Source organism: Aeromonas sp. DNP9 (assembly GCF_001728955.1).
GTDB classification, from domain to species: domain Bacteria; phylum Pseudomonadota; class Gammaproteobacteria; order Enterobacterales; family Aeromonadaceae; genus Aeromonas; species Aeromonas veronii.
The window spans coordinates 25630-45161 of the sequence record NZ_LYSQ01000004.1 but is presented as its reverse complement, the minus strand read 5'-3'; the positions used below and the strand labels follow the sequence as shown (position 1 = coordinate 45161).

Genomic DNA, 19532 nt, shown 5'->3' with positions numbered 1-19532 from the left:
CTTAATCCTTGAAATCCCAGGAGAGGTTGGAGACCAGCCGGCAGCTGTCGCACTTGAAGTCGAAGATCTCGTGCAGTGGCGCTGCCAGCGCCCACTCACCGCCACAGCTGGGGCAGGGGCGCGCCTTCTCCTCGGCCGCGCTCAACCCGCCCACCCGGTAGAGGTAGTAGTAGGTGGGGATGCCGCTCAGCACTTCCAGCCGCTTGACCAGATCGCTGCCGCGCCGGTAGAGGCGGCTGCCCACTTCGCCGATTTCGTGCAGCGCCGCATGTTCGGCGATGGAGCCGTTCATCTGCAACTGATCGCACGCCTCCCAATCCTCCTGCCACTTGATGATCTGCTTCTGATCGCCGTTGGCGACTGCGGGCAGTTGGTAGAGCGGAATGGGGGCGAAGTGGTCGCCACAGCGCAGCGGTGAGCAGGTATGCAAAAAGCTGGTATAGAGCAGCATCCAGCTGGGGCGCTCGCCCTGCTGGCCGCAAGGATCTGTGCTGTCGGAGAGCAGATCCGCCCCTTGCAAATGGAGTTTGGGCGCCAGCAGCCCGGCCTGATTGAGCTGCTGTTCGGCCAGCTTGACCTGATCGCTCTGGTTGTCGGGGTGCAGGCTATCCTGCTCCGGGCAGACCACCCGACTGACGAAATAGCCCTCATGCATGCTGGTGGGGAACTCCCGCCCGAGGATCTGGCCCTGATAACGCAGCATGTCGAGGTAGTTGACGATGGCCCGCTCGGCTTCGCCAAGGGAGGTATCGCGGTAACACTCAAAGCAGAGTTCGACGATATACATGGTTCAGCCTTGCCCCTGCTGGAGGAGCAGGTCGGTCAGGCGATCCACCTTCTGTTCGATGCGTGCGAGCTGTTCGGCGAGTTGCTGCAGGGTGAGCTCCGGCGCTGGCTGGGGCACGGCCTCTGGCAGGAGCTCACTCTCGGCGGTCGCGATGGGCTGCTGCTTCCACTGGCTCAGCACTTTCAGCAGCTCGGCCATCGGCACGGGCTGGGTGAGGCGGGCCTTGATCATGGCAGTGGTGGGAGTCAGGCCCTTGGCGGCCAGCTCGTTGGCAATTCGGATGATCTCGTGGGCGGACATAAGCGTGCTCTGGGTGAGAAGGAGGGATCGATATCGGGGCGGGATCTTAACCAAAGCCGGCAGGGGAGGAAAGGGGCGGGCGGCTAGCGGGGCTGGCGCAACATCACATCGAGCTGGTCGATTGCCTCGCACCAGTCGGAGTCGTTCCACAGGGCATCGCGCAGAAAGCTGGCCTGGGCGGCGTTCCAGAAACCGGCCTCCGGCAGCAGGGTCTCATTGTCGAGGTGATGGTCGTGCACAAAGCGGTGCAGGCTCAGCTCGTCGTTGGCCATCCCAAGCTGGGCAAACAGGGCTGGCAGATCGTGGACAAGGGGTTCCATCTCGTCTCTCCCTTTGTTTAATCCCTGAGATTATAGACAGGCACAGCAACCGGGCGCAGAGACGAGATTGGGGATCAGGCAGAGGGGATGCGATGGGGGGGCAGATCGACGCCCACGATGTGCAGCCCCTGCATCTTGAGGGTGCCTTGATAGTGGCTCTCGCCATCGCTGGAGAATTCAAACTGATAGTGGGTCAGCAGCCGCAGGGGATTATGCGCCAGCTCCCGCCGATGGCGAGCCAGTGACAGCAGTTGCAGATCATGGTGCTGGCAGTAGCGGCGCATGTATTGCCAGGCCACTTCTGCCTGTTGGCGTTGTAGCCAGAACAGGCCGGCTACGGCAATCAGCAACAAAATTCCGAGCATCTCTCCCATAGGCGGGCTTCCTTATCGTGATGTCGATAACCGGGAGTCCTGCTCGGCACTCCCGATCTCCTTTTCTATTTCCCGCCGTGTTGCCTCGTGGCGTGAGGGGGAGGCGAGGGATCAGGCCGAGGCAAACAGACGGCCGATGGCCTTGCCCAGCGCATCGCTGCGGTCGGGGTCACGCAGTCTGGCCAGCATATCATTGCGCAGGGCCGGTAAAGTGACCAACTCGGCAAAAACCTGATTGAAGAACTGCGTCGGTTGTAGCGCCAGTTGTTCCAGATAGTGGCTGAGCAGATTGGCATCTTTCAGATCGGGCCAGAGTCGGCCCGCAATGGCGAGCAGCAGCGCAGGGCTCGGCTGGGTTTGCAGCAGGGTCAGCAGCTTGTTGGTGCGCAAGGTGCTGCCGGGGCAGGAGGCCATGGCGCGGCAGAGGTAGGCCAGGGTCTCCGGGTTGGGGGCGGCGCACTCCTGCTCCTTGCCGATCCGCTCGAGCAGGGCGCCTTGTACTGCTGGCGGCAGCGGGGCGTTTTCAAGGCTCTGGCAGAGGGCATAGAGCGGCTCTTGCGGCAGTTTGGGTAGTGCCTTGCAGATCAGCGCTAGATTGCGCTCATCATGCAGTCGCTCGGCCAGGTCGGCAAAGCCCTGCAGCCCCAGAGTCTGCCAACCGGTGTCGATGGGGGCGGCCAGATAGTGGCAGAGGGCATCGTAATAGGCAGAAGGGGCCTGCTCCAGCTGTCGCGCCAGCTTGGCGTGCAGACTGGCCATTTTTGCCTCCGCCGGGCGGAAGGTGTAGGGGTTGTCGGCCAAGCGCTGGGCTTTCTCTTCATCCAGATCGCCGGTGAGCTTGTAGCCCAGGGTCTCCACCACCTGATCCATGAACAGCTTGGGGCCATTTGACATCAGCAGGCCGCGCTCATCGAGGGCAAACTTGAGGAACCAGAGATAGTGGCGAGACTCGCTCGGCTGGAAGAAGTGCACACCCAGCCAGGCGTGCTGTTGCAGCGGCCAGGGGTAGGGCTCCTGCTGCTGTTCGATGCGCACAAAGGTATCGCTTGCCAGTGACCGCACCTGGCGGCCCATGTCAAATAGCTGGAACTGGGTGCCAGCCTGAGTCAGAAATTCGGTCAAGGTATTGATGGCAGTAGGTGTCGCAGACATGGTGAGATCCGGCTAATGGTGATGCGGGCCGATTATAAGGCCCTTGCCGAGGATAGCCAGTGGCAGCAGACGTGCGCTGCGGCAGATATCAACATGGCAGCCATGCGGGGGGAGGTGTATAGTATCGCCCTTTTTTAACGGCGGCAGGCCGTGCTGGCTGCTGTGTATGTCGTTGACCCGGCTGAACCGCCGGTGCTGTGCGACTGAATGTATCGGCATCCTGGCTGACCCTGTCGGGTCGGCGGATCAATTGGTGGTTATGAGGAAGAGAGCGAGATGAATCAATATTTGCTGGTAGCTGGCCTGTTGGGGGAACTCACCGCCGAGTTGCAGCGCCTTGAGCGCTGGCAAGCTGACCATCCCGGTGACGAAGCCCTGGCAAGCACCCTGCCTTTTTGTGTCGATACCCTGAGCTTTGATCAGTGGCTGCAGTTCGTGCTGATCCCGCGCATGGAGCAGCTGGTGATGTTGCAGGCGCCACTGCCCACCAGCGTCTCCCTTTATCCCATGGCCAGCGAAGTCTACAAAGAGGATCTGGCCGAAGCAGAAGCGCTGCTGCGCCTGATCGCCCGCTTCGATCTGCTGCTTTCCGGCAAAGTGATCGAACAATGATGCCAGATCAAACCCGAGAAGAGAGTGACTTGAAGCTGACCCTGCTCTATCAGGATGAGTGGCTGGTGGCGGTCAACAAACCGTCTGGTCTGCTGGTGCACCGCAGCTGGCTCGACAAGGGTGAGACCCGTTTTGCCATGCAGATGACCCGGGATCTCATTGGTGGTCGCCATGTCTATCCGGTGCATCGCCTCGACCGTCCTACCTCCGGCGTGCTGCTGTTTGCGCTCGATCCGGTGATTGCCCGCGCGCTGACCGAAGCCTTCACCCAACGTCAGGTACACAAGGAGTATCTGGCATTGGTGCGCGGCTGGGCACCCGAGCAGGGGGTGATCGACTATCCCCTCAAGGAGCAGTTGGACAAGATTGCCGATGCCATGAGCAACCCGGATCGTCCGGCACAGGATGCCGTCACCACCTTCCGGCGCCTGCATCAGGTCGAGCTGCCCCACGCGGTATCCAAAAAGCACCCCACCAGTCGCTACAGTCTGGTCAGATTGTTCCCGAAGACCGGCCGCAAGCATCAGCTACGCCGCCATATGGATCACCTGTTCCACCCCATCGTTGGGGATACCACCCATGGGGATGGTCGTCACAACCGTTTCTTTCGCGAGCACTTTGGCTGCGAACGGCTGCTGCTGGTGGCCCGCACCCTGAGCTTTACCCATCCTGTGCTCAAGGTGCCGATGCGGATCCAGGCGCCACTCGGTCAGGATGTGCTGCGCCTGTTTGCCGAGCTGGGCTGGCCCGCCAGCGAGAGCGACTACTAAGCGCCTGATCCTCAGCCCTGAACCGGTGGCATCTGACGCCAGCTTGCTGATAGAGTTGCTAAAAGAGTGACTCAAGCAGGGAGAGGAGAATGGCGCAGATCGATATCGTGGTAGGAACTGTCTATGGCGCAGCCATGCTGGTGGCCGAGACCTTGGTAGATGAGCTGGAACGCAAGGGGCATCACTGTTCTCTGCACGAAGAAGCACGGCTGGCGGACATCGACCCCGGCCGTTTTTTATTGCTGGTCAGTGCCACTACAGGGCAGGGAGACATTCCTCCCAATCTGCAGCCCTTTGCCAGCGAGCTGGCTGACAAGGCGCCTTGGCTCAAGGGGCTGCGTTATGCCCTGATTGCCATGGGCGACAGCAGCTATGACCATTTTTGTGGCGCGGGCCGTCGGCTGGACGGGTTGCTGCAAGAGCTGGGGGCCACGCGAGTGATGCCCCCGCTGGAGCTGGATGCCACCGTGCACGATGAACCCGAACAGGTGGCACTCAGCTGGCTGAAAAAGTGGGATATTCAGCCCTGAATATTCTTTGAAATAGAGCCATATCAATCCCCTGATCCTTAACCGGCAGGGGATTGTTATTTGCACAAATGTCATCTCACTCAGCAAGCATATTTCCCACTCTTATTGTCGATAGTGGCGGAGGGATATTTTCCCCTTTTGGCATTCCATCGGCGTAATGGTTTCAAGCGCACCGCAGACCCGTCATCCAAATAAAAGTTCAATCTTGAAAGCGATCTCAGTCATGTTTTTGTCATTCGAACGTAAAATAATGACTTTGGTTCAATCGCGAATTAATTGCTGGTAACGCTTTCAAGTTTGCCATAATTGCTTGTTTTATGATTTTATTGGTTGTCTATTGCTTAGTTGGTCTGTTTTTTACTGACTGGTGTTGTGGCGATCGTTTGCCGAGCGATTTGTCGCCATTTTGTGAGTCGCTTCATATTTGTCGTGAAATACGCTCCCTATAATCAACCTCGGTTATCACCAACAGGATTACATGGTGATAAGAAGTTGAATATTCAGGATCACACTCCTCACTGCGGGAAATAAGGAATATGACAATGAAAATGAAGTGGCTCCCGATTGCAGCAGCTGTTACTGCCGCCCTGGCTTCCCAAGCCGCCTTTGCCGTAGATTTCCACGGTTACTTCCGTTCCGGTGTCGGTGTTTCCGGCGACGGCGACATGGTTAAATACAACGTCAATAAAGTTGGCCGTCTGGGTAACGAAAATGATACCTACGGTGAAGTGCAACTGGGTCAGGAAGTATTCAACAAAGATGGCAAGACTTTCTATGTTGATTCCATGTTTGCCATGGCTTCCAACGGTTCAAACGACTGGGAAGGTACCGGTACTGTTTGTAACTTCGATGCCAAGCAGTGCAATGGTGATTCTGACTTCGCTCTGCGTCAGTTCAACGTACAAGCCAAAGGCTTGCTGAACTTTGCTCCTGAAGCAACCCTGTGGGCTGGTAAGCGTTACTATCAACGCCATGACATCCACATCTCCGACTTCTATTACTGGAACATCTCCGGTGCTGGTGCTGGTATCGAAGGCATCCAGGCTGGTCCGGGTAAAGTCTCTTTCGCATGGGTACGTAACGACCGTAGCGCAAAAGACGTGTTCGGCGAGTACACCAATACCGGTACCAGTGCAGCTCCAAACTACGTGAAGAACGAAGATCTGAACGTAAATACTCTGGATCTGCGTTATGCCGGCATCCCGCTGTGGACCGATGCCTCTCTGGAACTGGGCGTGGATTACGCTCTGGTAAATGAAACCAATGATCAGAAAGCACTGAAGAAAGATCCGCAAGATGGCGTCATGCTGACTGCTGAACTGACCGCAGGCATCCTCGGTGGTTTCAACAAAACCGTTCTGCAATACGGTACCGAAGGTTACTCCAAGACTATGGCCTTCTATGGCGATGGTTCCTGGTACGGCGCTGAAGCCAAAGACGGTGCTGATGGTTTCCGTATCATCAACTGGGGCGTTGTTCCGATGGGCAACTCCTGGGAGATGGGTCACCAGCTGGTTTACGGTGTAGGCAACGAAATGTGGGATGGCAACGACAAGTACGAAACCATGTCCGCTGTTATCCGCCCGATGTACAAGTGGGATGACTTCAACAAGACCATCTTTGAAGGCGGCTACTTCAAGGACAACAACAAGTCTACCAATGGTAGCGAAGACAAAGATGCTGGCTACAAGCTGACCCTGGCACAAGCCTGGTCTGCCGGTTCCAGCTTCTGGGCCCGTCCGGAAATCCGTGTGTTCGCCTCCTATCTGGCTAACGACGAAGACAAGAAAGTCTTCGAAGGCAATACCTCCAAAGACACCTACCAATTTGGTGTTCAAGCAGAAGCTTGGTGGTAAGCAAAAGTTTAAGTTAAGTTAGTGACTGCCCCCTTATGGGGGCAGTTTTGTTTCGCCGGATCACGGCCACCGGATTATGGAGATAAGAAAAATGAAACGGGTAAAGATGTCTATTGCAGCCGTAATCACTGCGCTATTAACCGGTTGTGCCGGAAACATGGTTGTTCCTCTGCAAGAACATGGCTCGATCTTGAGCGATGCAGATCAAGCCAAGCAAGCGTTGGCCAAAGCCTCCAGCTGCTGTGTGGCGTTTAAAGATTTCAGTTATGCCCCCTTGCCTGAAGGTGAGACCTTGCTGGCGATCGATGGCAAGCAACCCACTTTTCAGTTTGATGAGGGGATGAGTTACTTTGCGGCTTATCGCCTGCCGACCAACACCGGCAATCTGGCGATCAGCCTGGCATCACAGGTGAGTAAAACCGTGATGGTGCCCAAGGTCATTATGCTGGATGCCGAGTTCAAGGTGACTCGGGTCCTGGGTGAGTCAGTATTCAGCTATCAGCCTGCTCACCTGCTCGATAACGACCGTATCGAAGGACGTGTTTTTGTTGACCGCAGCATGCCTGGCAACCCGGCCAGCGAAACATACATGATCGTTTATGCGCCCGCGGATAAGCTCTCGGGCAGCACAACAATCCTGCATCCATCAAAAGCATTTGCCCGCGCTAATGGTACCGTTGAGCCTGATATCAAGGATCCGGTGATCCCGCACTCCCCGTGGGGTTTGGTGCAGATCAAAGTCAAAGATATGGCCCGTGGAAGTGGTCTTGAAGCGGTATTCAAACCCGAATATGCCGACAAGGTGGCCATGAGCCAGGGTCAGCAGGCTGCCGCGATAGCGACTACCGCAGCCGTTACCACAACTGCAACAGCTGCGGCCGTAACCAAACCTGCTCCTGCCATGCTGAGTGAAACAGAAGCCTTCTACCAGAGTCAGATCGAAAAAGCGGTCAAGGCGGGGGATATCGACAAGGCGATGAAGCTGGTGAACGAGGCCGAGCGGGCCGGTTCAACCAAGGCAAAAAGCGTGTTTATTGATGCGGTCAAGCGCTCGCAAAAATAGAGTAATACGACCGTTTGTTGGTCAGATATATTTATTGAGGCCTCCCTTGTTGGAGGCCTTTTTAATCGGTAGACTGTAATAAATAAAAATCACGCCGTTACATTTGGTTACAGTGAGTTGCTTTTTGATGTAAACGGCATTATTAAAATACAAAGTGAAACTGCTATTTATATGTCTTTGTAATAAAGTGATAATGCAGATTATTAACTTGTATTAGATGCGTTTTTTAGCCGCTAAACAAGTTGTGATCTTCCCTCCAAATTCAATATTCCCCCGCCTTCGAAAGCAGCAATTTATGACCCGCTGGGTTATATTCTGATGGTCAAAATAAACAAGCCCGACTCGAAGATATCTGAATGAATCAGTGCTTATTTCATCCAGATAGATCGTTCAGGGACGACAATCCATTCAGGAGCGCACACAATGTTCAAAAATGCTTTCTCTAATCTGCAAAAGGTTGGTAAGGCGCTGATGCTGCCAGTATCAGTCTTGCCAGTCGCAGGTATTCTGCTGGGGGTGGGTGCTGCCCACTTCAGCTGGATGCCGGAAATTGTCTCCCAATTGATGGAGCAAGCCGGTGGTTCCGTATTTGGTCAGATGGCCCTGCTGTTCGCAGTGGGTGTTGCTCTGGGCTTTACCAATAACGACGGTGTATCCGGTCTGTCAGCCATCGTTGGCTACGGCATCATGGTCGCAACCCTGAAGGTCATGGCACCTGTGATGGGTGTTGAAACCATCGAAACCGGCGTGCTGGGTGGTATCCTGGCCGGTGGTATCGCTGCCTGGGCGTTCAACCGTTTCTACAAGATCCAGCTGCCAGAGTACCTGGGCTTCTTCGCGGGCAAACGTGCCGTACCCATCATCACCGGTTTCCTCTCCATCGGTCTGGGTGTGATCCTGTCCGTGATTTGGCCGCCAGTGGGTGGCGCCATCGGTGCCTTCTCTGACTGGGCTGCCAACCAGAATCCGGTACTGGCCTTCGGTATCTACGGCGTGGTTGAGCGCTCCCTGATCCCGTTCGGTCTGCACCACATCTGGAACGTACCGTTCTTCTATCAGGCTGGTACCTGCGTCAACGGTGCCGGTGAAACTGTTCACGGTATCATGACCTGCTTCCTGACTGCTGATGACGCGTCCCGCGCTGCCGGTAACGGCTTTGGTCAGCTGGCTGGTGGCTACCTGTTCAAAATGTTCGGTCTGCCTGCTGCTGCGTTCGCCATTGCTCACGCTGCCAAGCCGGAAAACCGCGCCAAGATCGTTGGTATCATGGCCTCTGCTGCCCTGACCTCTTTCCTGACCGGTATCACCGAGCCGATTGAATTCTCCTTCCTGTTCATCGCTCCGGTTCTGTACGCAATCCACGCTGTACTGGCTGGTCTGGCTTATGTGCTGACCAACTCTCTGGGTATCGTACACGGTCACACCTTCTCCAACGGCTTCATCGACTTCGTGGTGCAATCACCGCGTGCCGACAACATGCTGCTGCTGGTTGGTCTGGGTCTGGTATACGCTGCCATCTACTACGTCGTATTCAGCTTCGTTATCCGTGCCATGAACCTGAAAACCCCGGGTCGTGAAGACGAGACTGCTGAAGAGGCCGTTGGCCAAGGCAAAGACGAAATGTCTGCTGCTCTGGTTGCCGCCTTCGGTGGTAAAGAGAACATCGCTTCTCTGGATGCCTGCATCACCCGTCTGCGTGTTGGCGTGAAAGATGTTGCCAAGGTTGACCAGGCTGGTCTGAAGAAGCTGGGTGCTGCCGGTGTGGTAGTGGCTGGTTCCGGCGTTCAAGCCATCTTCGGTACCAAGTCCGACAACCTGAAAACCGACATGGACATCTGGATGAAGAGCAACTAATTCTGTTGCCTGAATATCAGCGTGTTTGAAGAGGGAGGCGAAAGCCTCCCTCTTGCTATTTCTGGTTATGGATCGTGCGAGTCACAGCAGGTCGAGCTCGGCAGGAGTCTCGTTGCCCAAGATGCGATGTGTAACGGGATACCTGCTGTCGGCGTTGTGCCTCGCTCGCCTTATCGCATGTCATCACCTGATAAACCTATATAAAGTCAGCCAATAAAAAGAGCGCCACCTGGGCTAATGCCAGTCAGTTAAGCACTTTTATGACTAAATATTCTAGATCTTGAATATCAAAAGTAGCTCCATGATTAAGGAGTCAAGTTGGCTCCAACCCTTGCCCTGACTGGCATGCAATAAAAAGAGGGAGGCATCATGCCTCCCTCACTCGTTAGCCCTTATACCCCGCGGGTTGGGACTCAAATTCTCTTAACAGACTTGCATTAGCCACCTGGGCGCTCTTTTGTCGAGTCGGGGGGATTAGAGTTTCTCCAGATCCCGCTCGATTTCGCTGATCTTGTTCTGTACCACTTTTTCCAGATGACGCAGGTCGCGCAGGATCTTCTGCTTGATGTCCGGGTCGGCCTGCTGATGGACGCCCTGGGTCAGGTTGTCCAGCTCATCCACCACATATTTGAGGTTGGCATTGATCTCGGTGACATCCTTGTACTCATGGGTACCGGAGTCGACCAGCATGGTCTTGCGCTGGCGGGGATACTTGAATTTGACACTCTTGGCGAAGAACTCGCCCTTCTGCTTCTTGAAGTAGATCTTGAGGATGTCGTGGTTGGCCTCCTGGCGCAGGGTGTAGCTGTCGACGGAGGCGGGATCCTGGATCCCCAGGCTCTTAAGATTCTCGTACATCAGGCTTCCTCGGTTTGAAACGATCCTGTCCCATCCATCTTAACCGATGCCTCATGGCTTGCCTGTGACAGGGGCGCCAAAATCAAAAGGGCGCCATCAGGCGCCCTTTCATCACTGCAATGCTGATTACTCGTCGATGGAGCGCAGCAGGGCGTTGATGCCGACTTTGGCGCGGGTTTTGGCATCGACCTTCTTGACGATCACCGCCGCGTAGAGGCTGTATTTGCCGCACTTGGAGGGCAGGGAGCCGGAGACTACCACGGAGCCAGCCGGTACGCGGCCGTAGTGGATCTCGCCGGTTTCGCGGTCATAGATGCGGGTGGACTGGCCGATGAAGACGCCCATGGAGATGACGGAACCTTCCTCGACGATGACCCCTTCAACCACTTCGGATCGGGCACCGATAAAGCAGTTGTCTTCGATGATGGTCGGGTTGGCCTGCAGTGGCTCCAGTACGCCACCGATGCCGACGCCGCCGGAGAGATGCACGTTTTTACCGATCTGGGCGCAAGAGCCGACAGTGGCCCAGGTATCGACCATGGTACCTTCGTCAACGAAGGTGCCGATGTTGACATAGGAGGGCATCAGCACGGTATTGGGGGCGATAAAGGAGCCTTTGCGGGCTGTTGCCGGCGGCACCACGCGCACACCCGCTTCCTTGAACTGCTCGGCGGTGTAGTTGGAGAACTTGAGGGGAACCTTGTCGTAGTACTGGGCATCGTCGCCCTTGATGATGCCGTTGTCGTTGATGCGGAAGTAGAGCAGTACCGCTTTCTTCAACCACTGATGGACAACCCACTCACCGGCGATCTTCTCGGCAACCCGCGCCTTGCCGGAGTCCAGCAGGTCGATGGCTTGCAGGATGGCGGACTTGGTGGCGCTATCCACGGAGCCCGGAGTAATGGTGTCGCGGCGCTCGAAGGCCGCTTCAATGATCTGTTGCAACTCGGTCATGACAGGTTTCCTTTAAAAAATTCTGTTTGTTGTATCACACTTTTCCGACTGTTTTTAAGGGGTTGACCGGAATTCTTCCGGCCAGCGGCCATTTCTTCATCCGGTGTGCGCCAACCAGTTGTTTGGTATGGTAAAAAACGCCCGACAATCAGCCTCTTTCGAATCACTCTTCGCTTAATCCAGTACCGACTGTTGGGGATTGAGTTGGTGTACCAGTCGCTCTTCGAGCTGTTTTTGCTGTTCGGCGGTCAATGGTTCGCCATCGAGGCTGGTCAGGCTGAAAAAGTCCTCGACCCTCTCACCGAAAGTGGCAATTTTGGCGGCGTGCAGCGACAGCCCGCACTGCTGGAAAACCGCACCGATCCGCGCCAGCAGGCCGGGGGTATCGAGGGCAGTCAGCTCCATCAGGGTGTGACGGCTCTCCCCTTTAGTGGGCGAAGAGCGGGGCAGGAAGACCACCCGGGTCGGCACGCTGAACTGGCGGTGGCGCCGTGACAACGGCTTGTTGCGCAGCACCAGCTTGCCCGGCTCCTGCAGCGCCTTCTCCAGCGCCTTCTTGATGGTGGCAGTGCGATTGGGGCTGATGGGTTCGCCGCTTGGCTCCAGTACCACGAAGGTATCGAGTACATAGTTGCTGCGCGAGTTCATGATCTGGGCGTCGTGGATGTTGAGGTTCTTCTGATCCAGCGCCGAGGCGACGGTGGCAAACAGATTCGGCGTGTCGCGGCAGTAGATAAACACCTCGCTGCCGCCGCGGGTCGGGTGTTTGCCGATGATCACCAGCGGTGCCGGATTGTCGCCATGCTCGATGATGTGGCGGCAGTGCCAGGCGATCTGTTCCGGGCTGTGGCGCAGGAAGTAGTCGGCCTTGAAATCGGCCCAGAGCTGGTTGATCGCTTCTTCCGATACATCCCGTTGCGCCAGCAGTTGCTTGGCCTGACGCTGGTTTTCGCGAATGCGCAGCCGCATGTCGGGCGGGTTCTCCAGCCCCTGACGCAGCGCCTTCTGGGTCGCGAAGTAGAGCTCCCGCAGCAGGGTGCCCTTCCAGTCGTTCCACAGGGTATCGTTGGTGGCGCAGATATCGGCCACGGTGAGGCAGTAGAGCAGGTCGAGATGCTGCTCGTCGCGCACCTTCTGGGCAAAGTCGGTGACCACGTCGGGATCGTAGATATCGCGGCGCTGGGCGGTGACCGACATCAGCAGATGGTGGCGTACCAACCAGGCGACCAGTCGGCTCTCGTAGCGATCCAGACCGTGCAGCTGGCAGAACTCCAGCGCATCGACGGCGCCAAGTTCCGAGTGATCGCCGCGCCGCCCCTTGGCGATGTCGTGGAACAGGGCGGCGATGCTGAGCAACTCCGGTTTGCGCAGCCGGGTGAAGACCTCGTGGCAGAGCGGGTGGCTTTGGCGACTGGCCGGATTGGGGAACTGGTGAATGTTCTTGAGCAGCCGGTGGGTGTGCTCATCCACCGTGTAGGCGTGGAACATGTCGAACTGCATCTGGCCGACGATGAGGTTCCATTGGGGCAGATAGGCGGCGAGGATGCCGTATTTGTGCATCAGGGTGAGCGGCAGGCCGATGCCGTTGGGGTGGCGCAGCAGCGCCATAAACATGCGACGACAGTCGGGCAGATCCTGCAACCAGCAGTTGAGTTTGCGGCGCGCCTCGCGCAGTTGGCGCAAGGTGGCCGAGTGGATACCCGCAATCTCGGGATGCTGGGCCATCTGATAGAAGAGGCGCAGGATAGCAGCCGGTTCACGGCTGAACAGCTCCGCATCCACCGCATCGATGAGGCGGCCACGGAGCTGGAACTCGTCGGAGAGGCGGCGCACATCCATGGCGGTGTTGCCGAGGATCGCCTCGTCAAACAGCTGCAGCAGCATCTCGTTGAGCTCGGAGACCCGCCGCACCGTCTGGTAGAAGCGCTTCATCATCTGCTCGACCGGAGTGTTACCTTCCCCCTCGAACCCCAGCATCTGGGCTACGGTGCGCTGGCGATCGAACAGCAGGCGGTTATCTCCCTTGTTGATGGCCATGTGCAGGGCGAAGCGCACCTTCCAGAGAAAATTCTGGCAGTCGAGCAGCTCACGGTACTCGGCGCGGTTGAGAAAGCCGTGGCTGGTCATCTCGAACAAGGTAGTGGCGCCAAAGTGGCGGCGGGCGACCCAGGCAAGGGTTTGAATGTCGCGCAGGCCGCCCGGATTGCTCTTGAGATCGGGCTCCAGCTTGTAGGCGGTGCCGAGAAACTGTTGATGACGCTCCGCCTGCTCCTGGCGCTTGGCGCGAAAGAAGGCTTCGCTTGGCCAGAAGTGCTGGGGGCCGGTGGCCTCTTTCAGTTGCCGGAAGCCCTCCTGGCGACCTGTGATGTAGCGGGCCTCAATGAGGTTGGTGGCGACCGTAATATCGGCACGCCCCTGCTCGAGACACTCCGCCACGTTGCGCACCGCCTGACCCACCTCAAGCTTGAGATCCCACAGCAAGGTGATGAACTCGCCGATCCGCAGCCCCAGCACTTCGTCCAGTTCGTCGCCATCATAGAGGATCAGCAGGTCGATATCGGAGTGGGGGTGCAGCTCGCCGCGACCATAGCCCCCCACCGCGATGAGGGTGAGGTCGCTCTTGTCGAAGCCGAACTTCTGCCACAGCCGGCAGAGCAGCTGATCCATGTATTCGGAGCGGGTGGCAACCAGCTCGATGATGTTGTCACCGGCATCGAAACGGGCGTGCAGCCAGCCGAGAAAGCGGCTCAGGTACTCTTTGCAGTTGTCGCGAGTGAGCTGGTCATCGGGTAACAAATGGGGGGAAAGCAGGCTGGCGTCCATGGCATCTCACACGCAAGTGGCAGGCAAACGGCTGAAACAGAAGTAAAAACCCCGGCGCTTTGGAAGTTCAGGGCCGGGGTTCGATGTTAGCTGTGTTTGATGAAGCGGTCGATAGTGTCATCGGGGCGCAGGGTGAGCACCTCGCAGCCATCCTCAGTCACCAGCAGGGTGTGTTCCCACTGGGCGGAGTCGCCGCCATCCTTGGTGGTCACGGTCCAGCCATCCTTCGGATTGACCTTGCAGTGATACTTCTTGCTGTTGACCATGGGCTCGATGGTGAAGCACATGCCCGCTTTCAGCTCCAGCTTGCCGCTGTTGCGGTAGTGGAGGATCTGCGGCTCTTCGTGGAACTCGGCACCGATGCCGTGACCGCAGTAGTCACGCACCACGGAGAAACCGGCCTTCTCGACGATGGGTTGAATGACGGCGCCAATCTCGGTAATGCAGGCACCCGGACGCACCTTCTTGATGGCGGCGTAGAGGCTCTCTTGCGCAACTTTGCAGAGCTGGCGACGCAGCGGGGTGGTCTCGCCCACGATGAACATGGCCGAGGTGTCACCGTGGTAACCATCCTTGATAACGGTGATATCCAGGTTGATGATGTCGCCATCGCGCAGCTTCTTGTGATTCGGGATACCGTGGCAGATCACATCGTTTACCGAGGTGCAGATGGATTTGGGGAAGCCGTGGTAGTTGAGCGGAGCTGGAACCGCCTGTTGTACGTCGACAATATAGTCGTGGCAGAGGGTGTTCAGTTCGTCAGTGGTGACGCCAGCTTTGACATGGGGCGCAATCATGACCAGCACATCGGCGGCCAATTGGCCGGCAACGCGCATCTTTTCAATCTCTTCCGGTGTCTTGATTTTAATGGACATGGGATCTCTCTTGCGGCCTGCCACTGGGCCTGCGAGGGCAGACAGGACAGGTAATGAAAAATAGATGCGTTTGCAATCAGGGCAAAATTTTATCCGCAACCCCCGCGTACTTCCAGTGTGATTGTCATCACAACGTCAAATCGGCGTCGCAGCATCCTCTGGCGGGATCCATATTTACACCTGTTTAGGGTGTCGGCCGGTGGTGTCCTGAACAAAGTTATGGTATAAAGCGCGCCGGAATGGGGAACTTGCGTCCCGATTTCATCACCCTTACTTAAACAACACACACACATCGACACATATGCCGGGGTGCCTTAACGGGTCGGTTATATGGGATGTGTGGAGGCCTAACCCCAATACAGAGGTATAAAATGGCTAAAGTTTCTATGCGCGACATGCTGCAAGCCGGCGTTCACTTCGGTCACCAGACTCGTTACTGGAACCCGAAAATGAAATCCTACATCTTCGGTGCCCGCAGCAAAGTTCACATCATCAACCTGGAAAAAACCGTTCCGATGTTTGACGATGCCATGAACTTCATCAGCTCCGTAGCTGCCAAGAAAGGCAAGGTACTGTTCGTTGGTACCAAGCGTGCCGCGTCTGAAGCCGTAAAAGAAGCCGCTGAGCGTTGCGACCAGTTCTATGTAAACCACCGCTGGCTGGGCGGTATGCTGACCAACTGGAAAACCGTTCGTCAGTCTATCAAGCGCCTGAAAGATCTGGAAACCCAGAGCCAGGACGGTACCTTCGACAAGCTGACCAAGAAAGAGGCGCTGATGCGTACTCGCGAAATGGAAAAGCTGGAGAAGAGCCTGGGTGGTATCAAGAACATGGGCGGCCTGCCTGACGTTCTGTTCGTTGTCGATGCCGACCACGAGCACATCGCTATCAAAGAAGCCAACAACCTGGGTATCCCGGTAGTTTCCATCGTTGATACCAACTCCAACCCGGACGGCGTTGATTACGTCATCCCGGGTAACGACGACGCTATCCGTGCCGTACAGCTGTACCTGAATGCTGCTGCTGACACTGTACTGGAAGCTCGCGCTCAGGACATCGTTGTTCAAGCCGAACAAGATGGCTTCGTTGAAGCTGAGTAATTGATAAGGACTGTAAAGCCCTTATTAACCAAGCTGATGTAATTGGTTAGCAGGGGCCCTTGTGGCCCCTGTTTCTTGTCAATTCAAGACCGAGGATACTGGACATGGCTAACGTTACTGCCGCCCTGGTAAAAGAACTGCGCGAGCGCACTGCCGCTGGCATGATGGATTGCAAAAAAGCACTGGAAGAAGCTGCTGGTGATATCGAGCTGGCAATTGAGAACATGCGCAAATCCGGTCAGGCCAAAGCCGCCAAGAAAGCTGGCCGTATCGCCGCTGAAGGCGTTATCTTTGCTCGCACCGAAGGCAACGTTGCCGTCATGATCGAGCTGAACAGCGAAACCGACTTCGTCGCCAAAGATGCCAGCTTCATGGCAATGGGCCAGAAGATCGCTGACATCGCTGCGACCCAGAAAATTGCTGACGTTGACGCGCTGAAAGCCGCTGACTTCGGTAACGGCGAATCCGTCGAGCTGACCATCACCAACCTGATCGCCAAGATCGGTGAGAACATGAACCTGCGTCGCGTGATGCTGGTTGAAGGTGACAACCTGGGCACCTACGTTCACGGTTCCCGCATTGGTGTTATCACCAAGCTGACTGGTGGTTCTGCCGAGCTGGCCAAAGATCTGGCCATGCACGTTGCTGCCAACAGCCCGCAATTCGTCAAGCCTGAAGACGTGTCTGCTGAAGTCGTTGCCAAAGAGCGCGAAATCCAGATCGACATCGCCATCAACTCCGGCAAGCCGAAAGAGATCGCCGAGAAGATGGTTGAAGGCCGCATGAAGAAGTTCACCGGTGAGGTTTCCCTGACTGGTCAACCGTTCGTGAAAGATCCTTCCATGACCGTTGCCGAGCTGCTGAAGAAAGAAGGCGCTGACGTTGTTTCCTTCACCCGTTTCGAAGTGGGCGAAGGCATCGAGAAGCAAGAGACCGATTTCGCTGCTGAAGTTGCAGCTCAAATCGCGGCTGCTCAAAAGGCCTAATCGAACCGGTTTTTCCGTTTCCCCAGACCGCGACTTATGTCGCGGTCTTTATATGACCAGGAATCAGTGACATGAGTACCAATCCCAAACCTGCATACAGACGTGTTCTTCTGAAGTTGAGTGGTGAAGCCCTGCAAGGATCCGAGGGTTTCGGCATTGATCCGGCGGTGCTGGAGCGTATGGCCCAAGAGATCAAAGAACTGGTTGAGTTGGGTGTTCAGGTCGGTCTGGTCATCGGTGGCGGCAACCTGTTCCGTGGTGCCGGTCTTGCCAAAGCGGGCATGAACCGCGTGGTGGGCGACCACATGGGTATGCTGGCAACCGTGATGAACGGTCTGGCCATGCGTGATGCCCTGCATCGTGCTTATGTGAATGCCCGTCTGATGTCTGCCATCTCCCTGCAAGGCGTCTGCGACTCCTACAGCTGGGCCGAGGCAATCAGCCAGCTGCGTGCTGGCAAAGTCGTTATCTTCTCTGCCGGTACCGGCAACCCCTTCTTCACTACCGATTCTGCGGCTTGCTTGCGCGGGATCGAGATCGAAGCTGATGTGGTGCTCAAAGCCACCAAGGTTGATGGTGTATACAACGAAGATCCGGTCAAGAATCCGGATGCCGTGCTGTATCATGAACTGAGTTATGATGAAGTTCTTGAAAAAGAGCTCAAGGTGATGGATCTTGCTGCCTTTACCCTGGCACGTGACCATGATCTGCCGATCCGCGTGTTCAACATGAACAAACCGGGTGCCCTGCGCCGGGTTGTCATGGGTGAACCGGAAGGCACTCTGATCCACCACGTTGGTAAATAAGATAAAAGTGAGCCACCTGGCGCTCTTATCCTATCCATCACGTCAGTAAATAAGATAGACACGGGCCGTGTAGCGGCTCGTTCGCCAAAAGGAAAACCACTGTGATCAACGAGATTAAAAACGACGCCAAGGACCGTATGGGCAAGAGCGTAGAAGCGCTCAAGACCCAAATGTCCAAGATCCGTACCGGCCGCGCTCACCCGAGCCTGCTCGACGGCATCCAGGTTGAGTATTACGGTGCTGCCACTCCGCTGAAACAGTTGGCCAACGTCGTGGCAGAAGATGCTCGCACCCTCTCCATCTCCATTTTTGACCGCTCCATGATCCAGGCGGTAGAGAAGGCGATCCTGACCTCCGATCTGGGCCTGAACCCGTCCAGCAATGGCCAGACTCTGCGCGTCCCGCTGCCGCCGCTGACCGAAGAACGTCGTCGTGACCTGACCAAGATCGTCCGTGCCGAAGCGGAAAACGCTCGTGTTGCCGTGCGCAACATCCGTCGTGACGCCAACGCTGATCTGAAAGCGCTGCTGAAGGACAAAGAGATCTCCGAAGACGACGACCGTCGCGCTCAGGAAGAGATCCAGAAACTGACCGACTCCTACATCAAGCTGGTCGATGAGGCCCTTGCCGTAAAGGAGAAGGAGCTAATGGAAATCTAACCGTCTGAAAGGTATATTACGAGCGCCGTGTAGTGCCCCTGCACGGCGCTTTTGTCTTTGTGGGAGAATTACATGTCGCTTTTGGCTGCGTTGGGTGATTGTGCCAACTCGTCTTTACCCCGTCACGTCGCCATCATCATGGATGGTAACGGTCGCTGGGCCCAGAACCGAGGCAAGATGCGGGTTTATGGCCACAAGGCGGGCGTCAAGTCAGTGCGCGAGGCCGTTACCTTTGCTGCGCGTGCCAAGATCGAGGCATTGACCCTGTTTGCATTCTCCAGCGAGAACTGGCGCCGCCCGGAAGGGGAGGTCAGTGCCTTGATGGAACTGTTCATCACAGTGCTGGGTCGTGAGGTGCAGAAACTGCACAACAACGGGATCCGGCTCAAGGTGATTGGCGATACTGCTCGCTTTAGTGAGCGGTTGCAGGCCAAAATCGCCAAGGCGGAAGCCTTGACCGCCAATAACAAGGGGTTGACCCTGAACATTGCGGCCAACTATGGCGGCCAGTGGGATATCGCCCAAGCTGCCCGCAAGCTGGCTAAAGCAGTGGCGGCCGGTGAACTGGCCGCTGACGACATTGATGAATCCATGTTGACCCGCGAGGTTTGCATGGCCGATCTGCCACCCGTGGACCTGTTGATCCGCACCGGTGGCGATCATCGCATCAGCAATTTTGTTTTATGGCAGCTCGCTTATGCCGAGCTCTATTTTACCCCGGTATTGTGGCCCGACTTCAACGAGGCCGAGTTCAGTGAGGCGGTCGCCTCTTTCGTTGCCCGCGAGCGTCGCTTCGGTTGCACGGGTGAACAGATACGGGAATTGATCGCCGAGCAGCAGACCGGCTAAACCC

20 protein-coding genes are annotated in these 19532 nt (G+C 56.5%); 11 read left to right on the top strand and 9 right to left on the bottom strand.

Annotated features, from left to right (window positions below):
- Nucleotide 1: 1 nt before the first annotated feature.
- The 5 genes from A9G06_RS03510 to A9G06_RS03490 form a co-directional block, all read right to left on the bottom strand.
- Entirely contained in the window at nt 2-787 is a 786-nt protein-coding gene (locus tag A9G06_RS03510) for a Zn-ribbon-containing protein (RefSeq protein WP_069554283.1), read from the bottom strand.
- A 3-nt stretch (nt 788-790) separates the two neighbouring features.
- Nucleotides 791-1087, bottom strand: a complete 297-nt coding sequence (locus A9G06_RS03505) for a DNA-binding protein (protein WP_069554282.1) — start codon at nt 1085-1087, stop codon at nt 791-793.
- 83 nt (nt 1088-1170) lie between these two features.
- Complete coding sequence (locus A9G06_RS03500; RefSeq protein ID WP_005338602.1) at nt 1171-1407, bottom strand: DUF2789 family protein; 237 nt, start codon at nt 1405-1407, stop codon at nt 1171-1173.
- A 74-nt stretch (nt 1408-1481) separates the two neighbouring features.
- Nucleotides 1482-1781, bottom strand: coding sequence for a DUF3301 domain-containing protein (locus A9G06_RS03495; protein WP_047435589.1), 300 nt, complete (start codon nt 1779-1781; stop codon nt 1482-1484).
- A gap of 111 nt (nt 1782-1892) precedes the next feature.
- Nucleotides 1893-2933 (bottom strand): DUF3549 family protein, encoded by a 1041-nt coding sequence (locus A9G06_RS03490; protein WP_069554281.1) that lies wholly within the window; start codon nt 2931-2933, stop codon nt 1893-1895.
- 276 nt (nt 2934-3209) lie between these two features.
- Between A9G06_RS03490 and A9G06_RS03485 the strand changes: the two genes are divergently transcribed.
- From A9G06_RS03485 to ptsG, 6 genes are all read left to right on the top strand, one after another.
- Nucleotides 3210-3545, top strand: coding sequence for a YqcC family protein (locus A9G06_RS03485; protein WP_005338596.1), 336 nt, complete (start codon nt 3210-3212; stop codon nt 3543-3545).
- Nucleotides 3542-4315: a tRNA pseudouridine(65) synthase TruC gene (gene truC, locus A9G06_RS03480; RefSeq protein WP_041202291.1), complete on the top strand. Its 774-nt coding sequence runs from the start codon at nt 3542-3544 to the stop codon at nt 4313-4315. The genes A9G06_RS03485 and truC overlap by 4 nt, the downstream gene beginning before the upstream one ends.
- Nucleotides 4316-4404: 89 nt before the next feature.
- Nucleotides 4405-4845 carry a flavodoxin gene (locus A9G06_RS03475; protein ID WP_069554280.1) on the top strand — a complete coding sequence of 147 codons (441 nt, stop codon included), beginning with the start codon at nt 4405-4407 and terminating at the stop codon, nt 4843-4845.
- 542 nt (nt 4846-5387) lie between these two features.
- Nucleotides 5388-6701 (top strand): maltoporin, encoded by a 1314-nt coding sequence (locus A9G06_RS03470; protein ID WP_005349751.1) that lies wholly within the window; start codon nt 5388-5390, stop codon nt 6699-6701.
- Between the two features lie 91 nt (nt 6702-6792).
- Nucleotides 6793-7764 carry a MalM family protein gene (locus A9G06_RS03465; protein ID WP_069554279.1) on the top strand — a complete coding sequence of 324 codons (972 nt, stop codon included), beginning with the start codon at nt 6793-6795 and terminating at the stop codon, nt 7762-7764.
- Nucleotides 7765-8187: 423 nt separating this feature from the next.
- Nucleotides 8188-9618: a PTS glucose transporter subunit IIBC gene (gene ptsG / locus A9G06_RS03460; protein WP_005338586.1), complete on the top strand. Its 1431-nt coding sequence runs from the start codon at nt 8188-8190 to the stop codon at nt 9616-9618.
- 474 nt (nt 9619-10092) lie between these two features.
- On the opposite strand, the gene A9G06_RS03455 is transcribed toward ptsG, so the two are convergent.
- The 4 genes from A9G06_RS03455 to map all read right to left on the bottom strand — a co-directional run bounded on the left by A9G06_RS03455 (nt 10093) and on the right by map (nt 15128).
- Nucleotides 10093-10476, bottom strand: a complete 384-nt coding sequence (locus A9G06_RS03455; protein WP_005338583.1) for a DUF3461 family protein — start codon at nt 10474-10476, stop codon at nt 10093-10095.
- Nucleotides 10477-10602: 126 nt separating this feature from the next.
- Entirely contained in the window at nt 10603-11430 is an 828-nt protein-coding gene (dapD, locus tag A9G06_RS03450; protein ID WP_069554278.1) for a 2,3,4,5-tetrahydropyridine-2,6-dicarboxylate N-succinyltransferase, read from the bottom strand.
- 174 nt (nt 11431-11604) lie between these two features.
- Nucleotides 11605-14253 (bottom strand): bifunctional uridylyltransferase/uridylyl-removing protein GlnD, encoded by a 2649-nt coding sequence (gene glnD, locus A9G06_RS03445; RefSeq protein ID WP_069554277.1) that lies wholly within the window; start codon nt 14251-14253, stop codon nt 11605-11607.
- 86 nt (nt 14254-14339) lie between these two features.
- Nucleotides 14340-15128, bottom strand: a complete 789-nt coding sequence (map, locus tag A9G06_RS03440) for a type I methionyl aminopeptidase (RefSeq protein ID WP_005338579.1) — start codon at nt 15126-15128, stop codon at nt 14340-14342.
- A gap of 371 nt (nt 15129-15499) precedes the next feature.
- Here map and rpsB point away from each other — a divergent pair, with 371 nt between their 5' ends.
- The 5 genes from rpsB (at nt 15500) to uppS (ending at nt 19528) form a co-directional block, all read left to right on the top strand.
- Nucleotides 15500-16228, top strand: a complete 729-nt coding sequence (gene rpsB / locus A9G06_RS03435) for a 30S ribosomal protein S2 (protein WP_005303470.1) — start codon at nt 15500-15502, stop codon at nt 16226-16228.
- A 104-nt stretch (nt 16229-16332) separates the two neighbouring features.
- Entirely contained in the window at nt 16333-17214 is an 882-nt protein-coding gene (tsf, locus tag A9G06_RS03430) for a translation elongation factor Ts (RefSeq protein ID WP_005338578.1), read from the top strand.
- A gap of 71 nt (nt 17215-17285) precedes the next feature.
- Nucleotides 17286-18020 carry a UMP kinase gene (gene pyrH, locus A9G06_RS03425; RefSeq protein ID WP_005338577.1) on the top strand — a complete coding sequence of 245 codons (735 nt, stop codon included), beginning with the start codon at nt 17286-17288 and terminating at the stop codon, nt 18018-18020.
- A 101-nt stretch (nt 18021-18121) separates the two neighbouring features.
- Entirely contained in the window at nt 18122-18679 is a 558-nt protein-coding gene (frr, locus tag A9G06_RS03420) for a ribosome recycling factor (RefSeq protein WP_005338576.1), read from the top strand.
- Between the two features lie 72 nt (nt 18680-18751).
- Nucleotides 18752-19528, top strand: a complete 777-nt coding sequence (gene uppS / locus A9G06_RS03415) for a polyprenyl diphosphate synthase (RefSeq protein WP_005338574.1) — start codon at nt 18752-18754, stop codon at nt 19526-19528.
- The last annotated feature ends 4 nt before the right edge of the window (nt 19529-19532 follow it).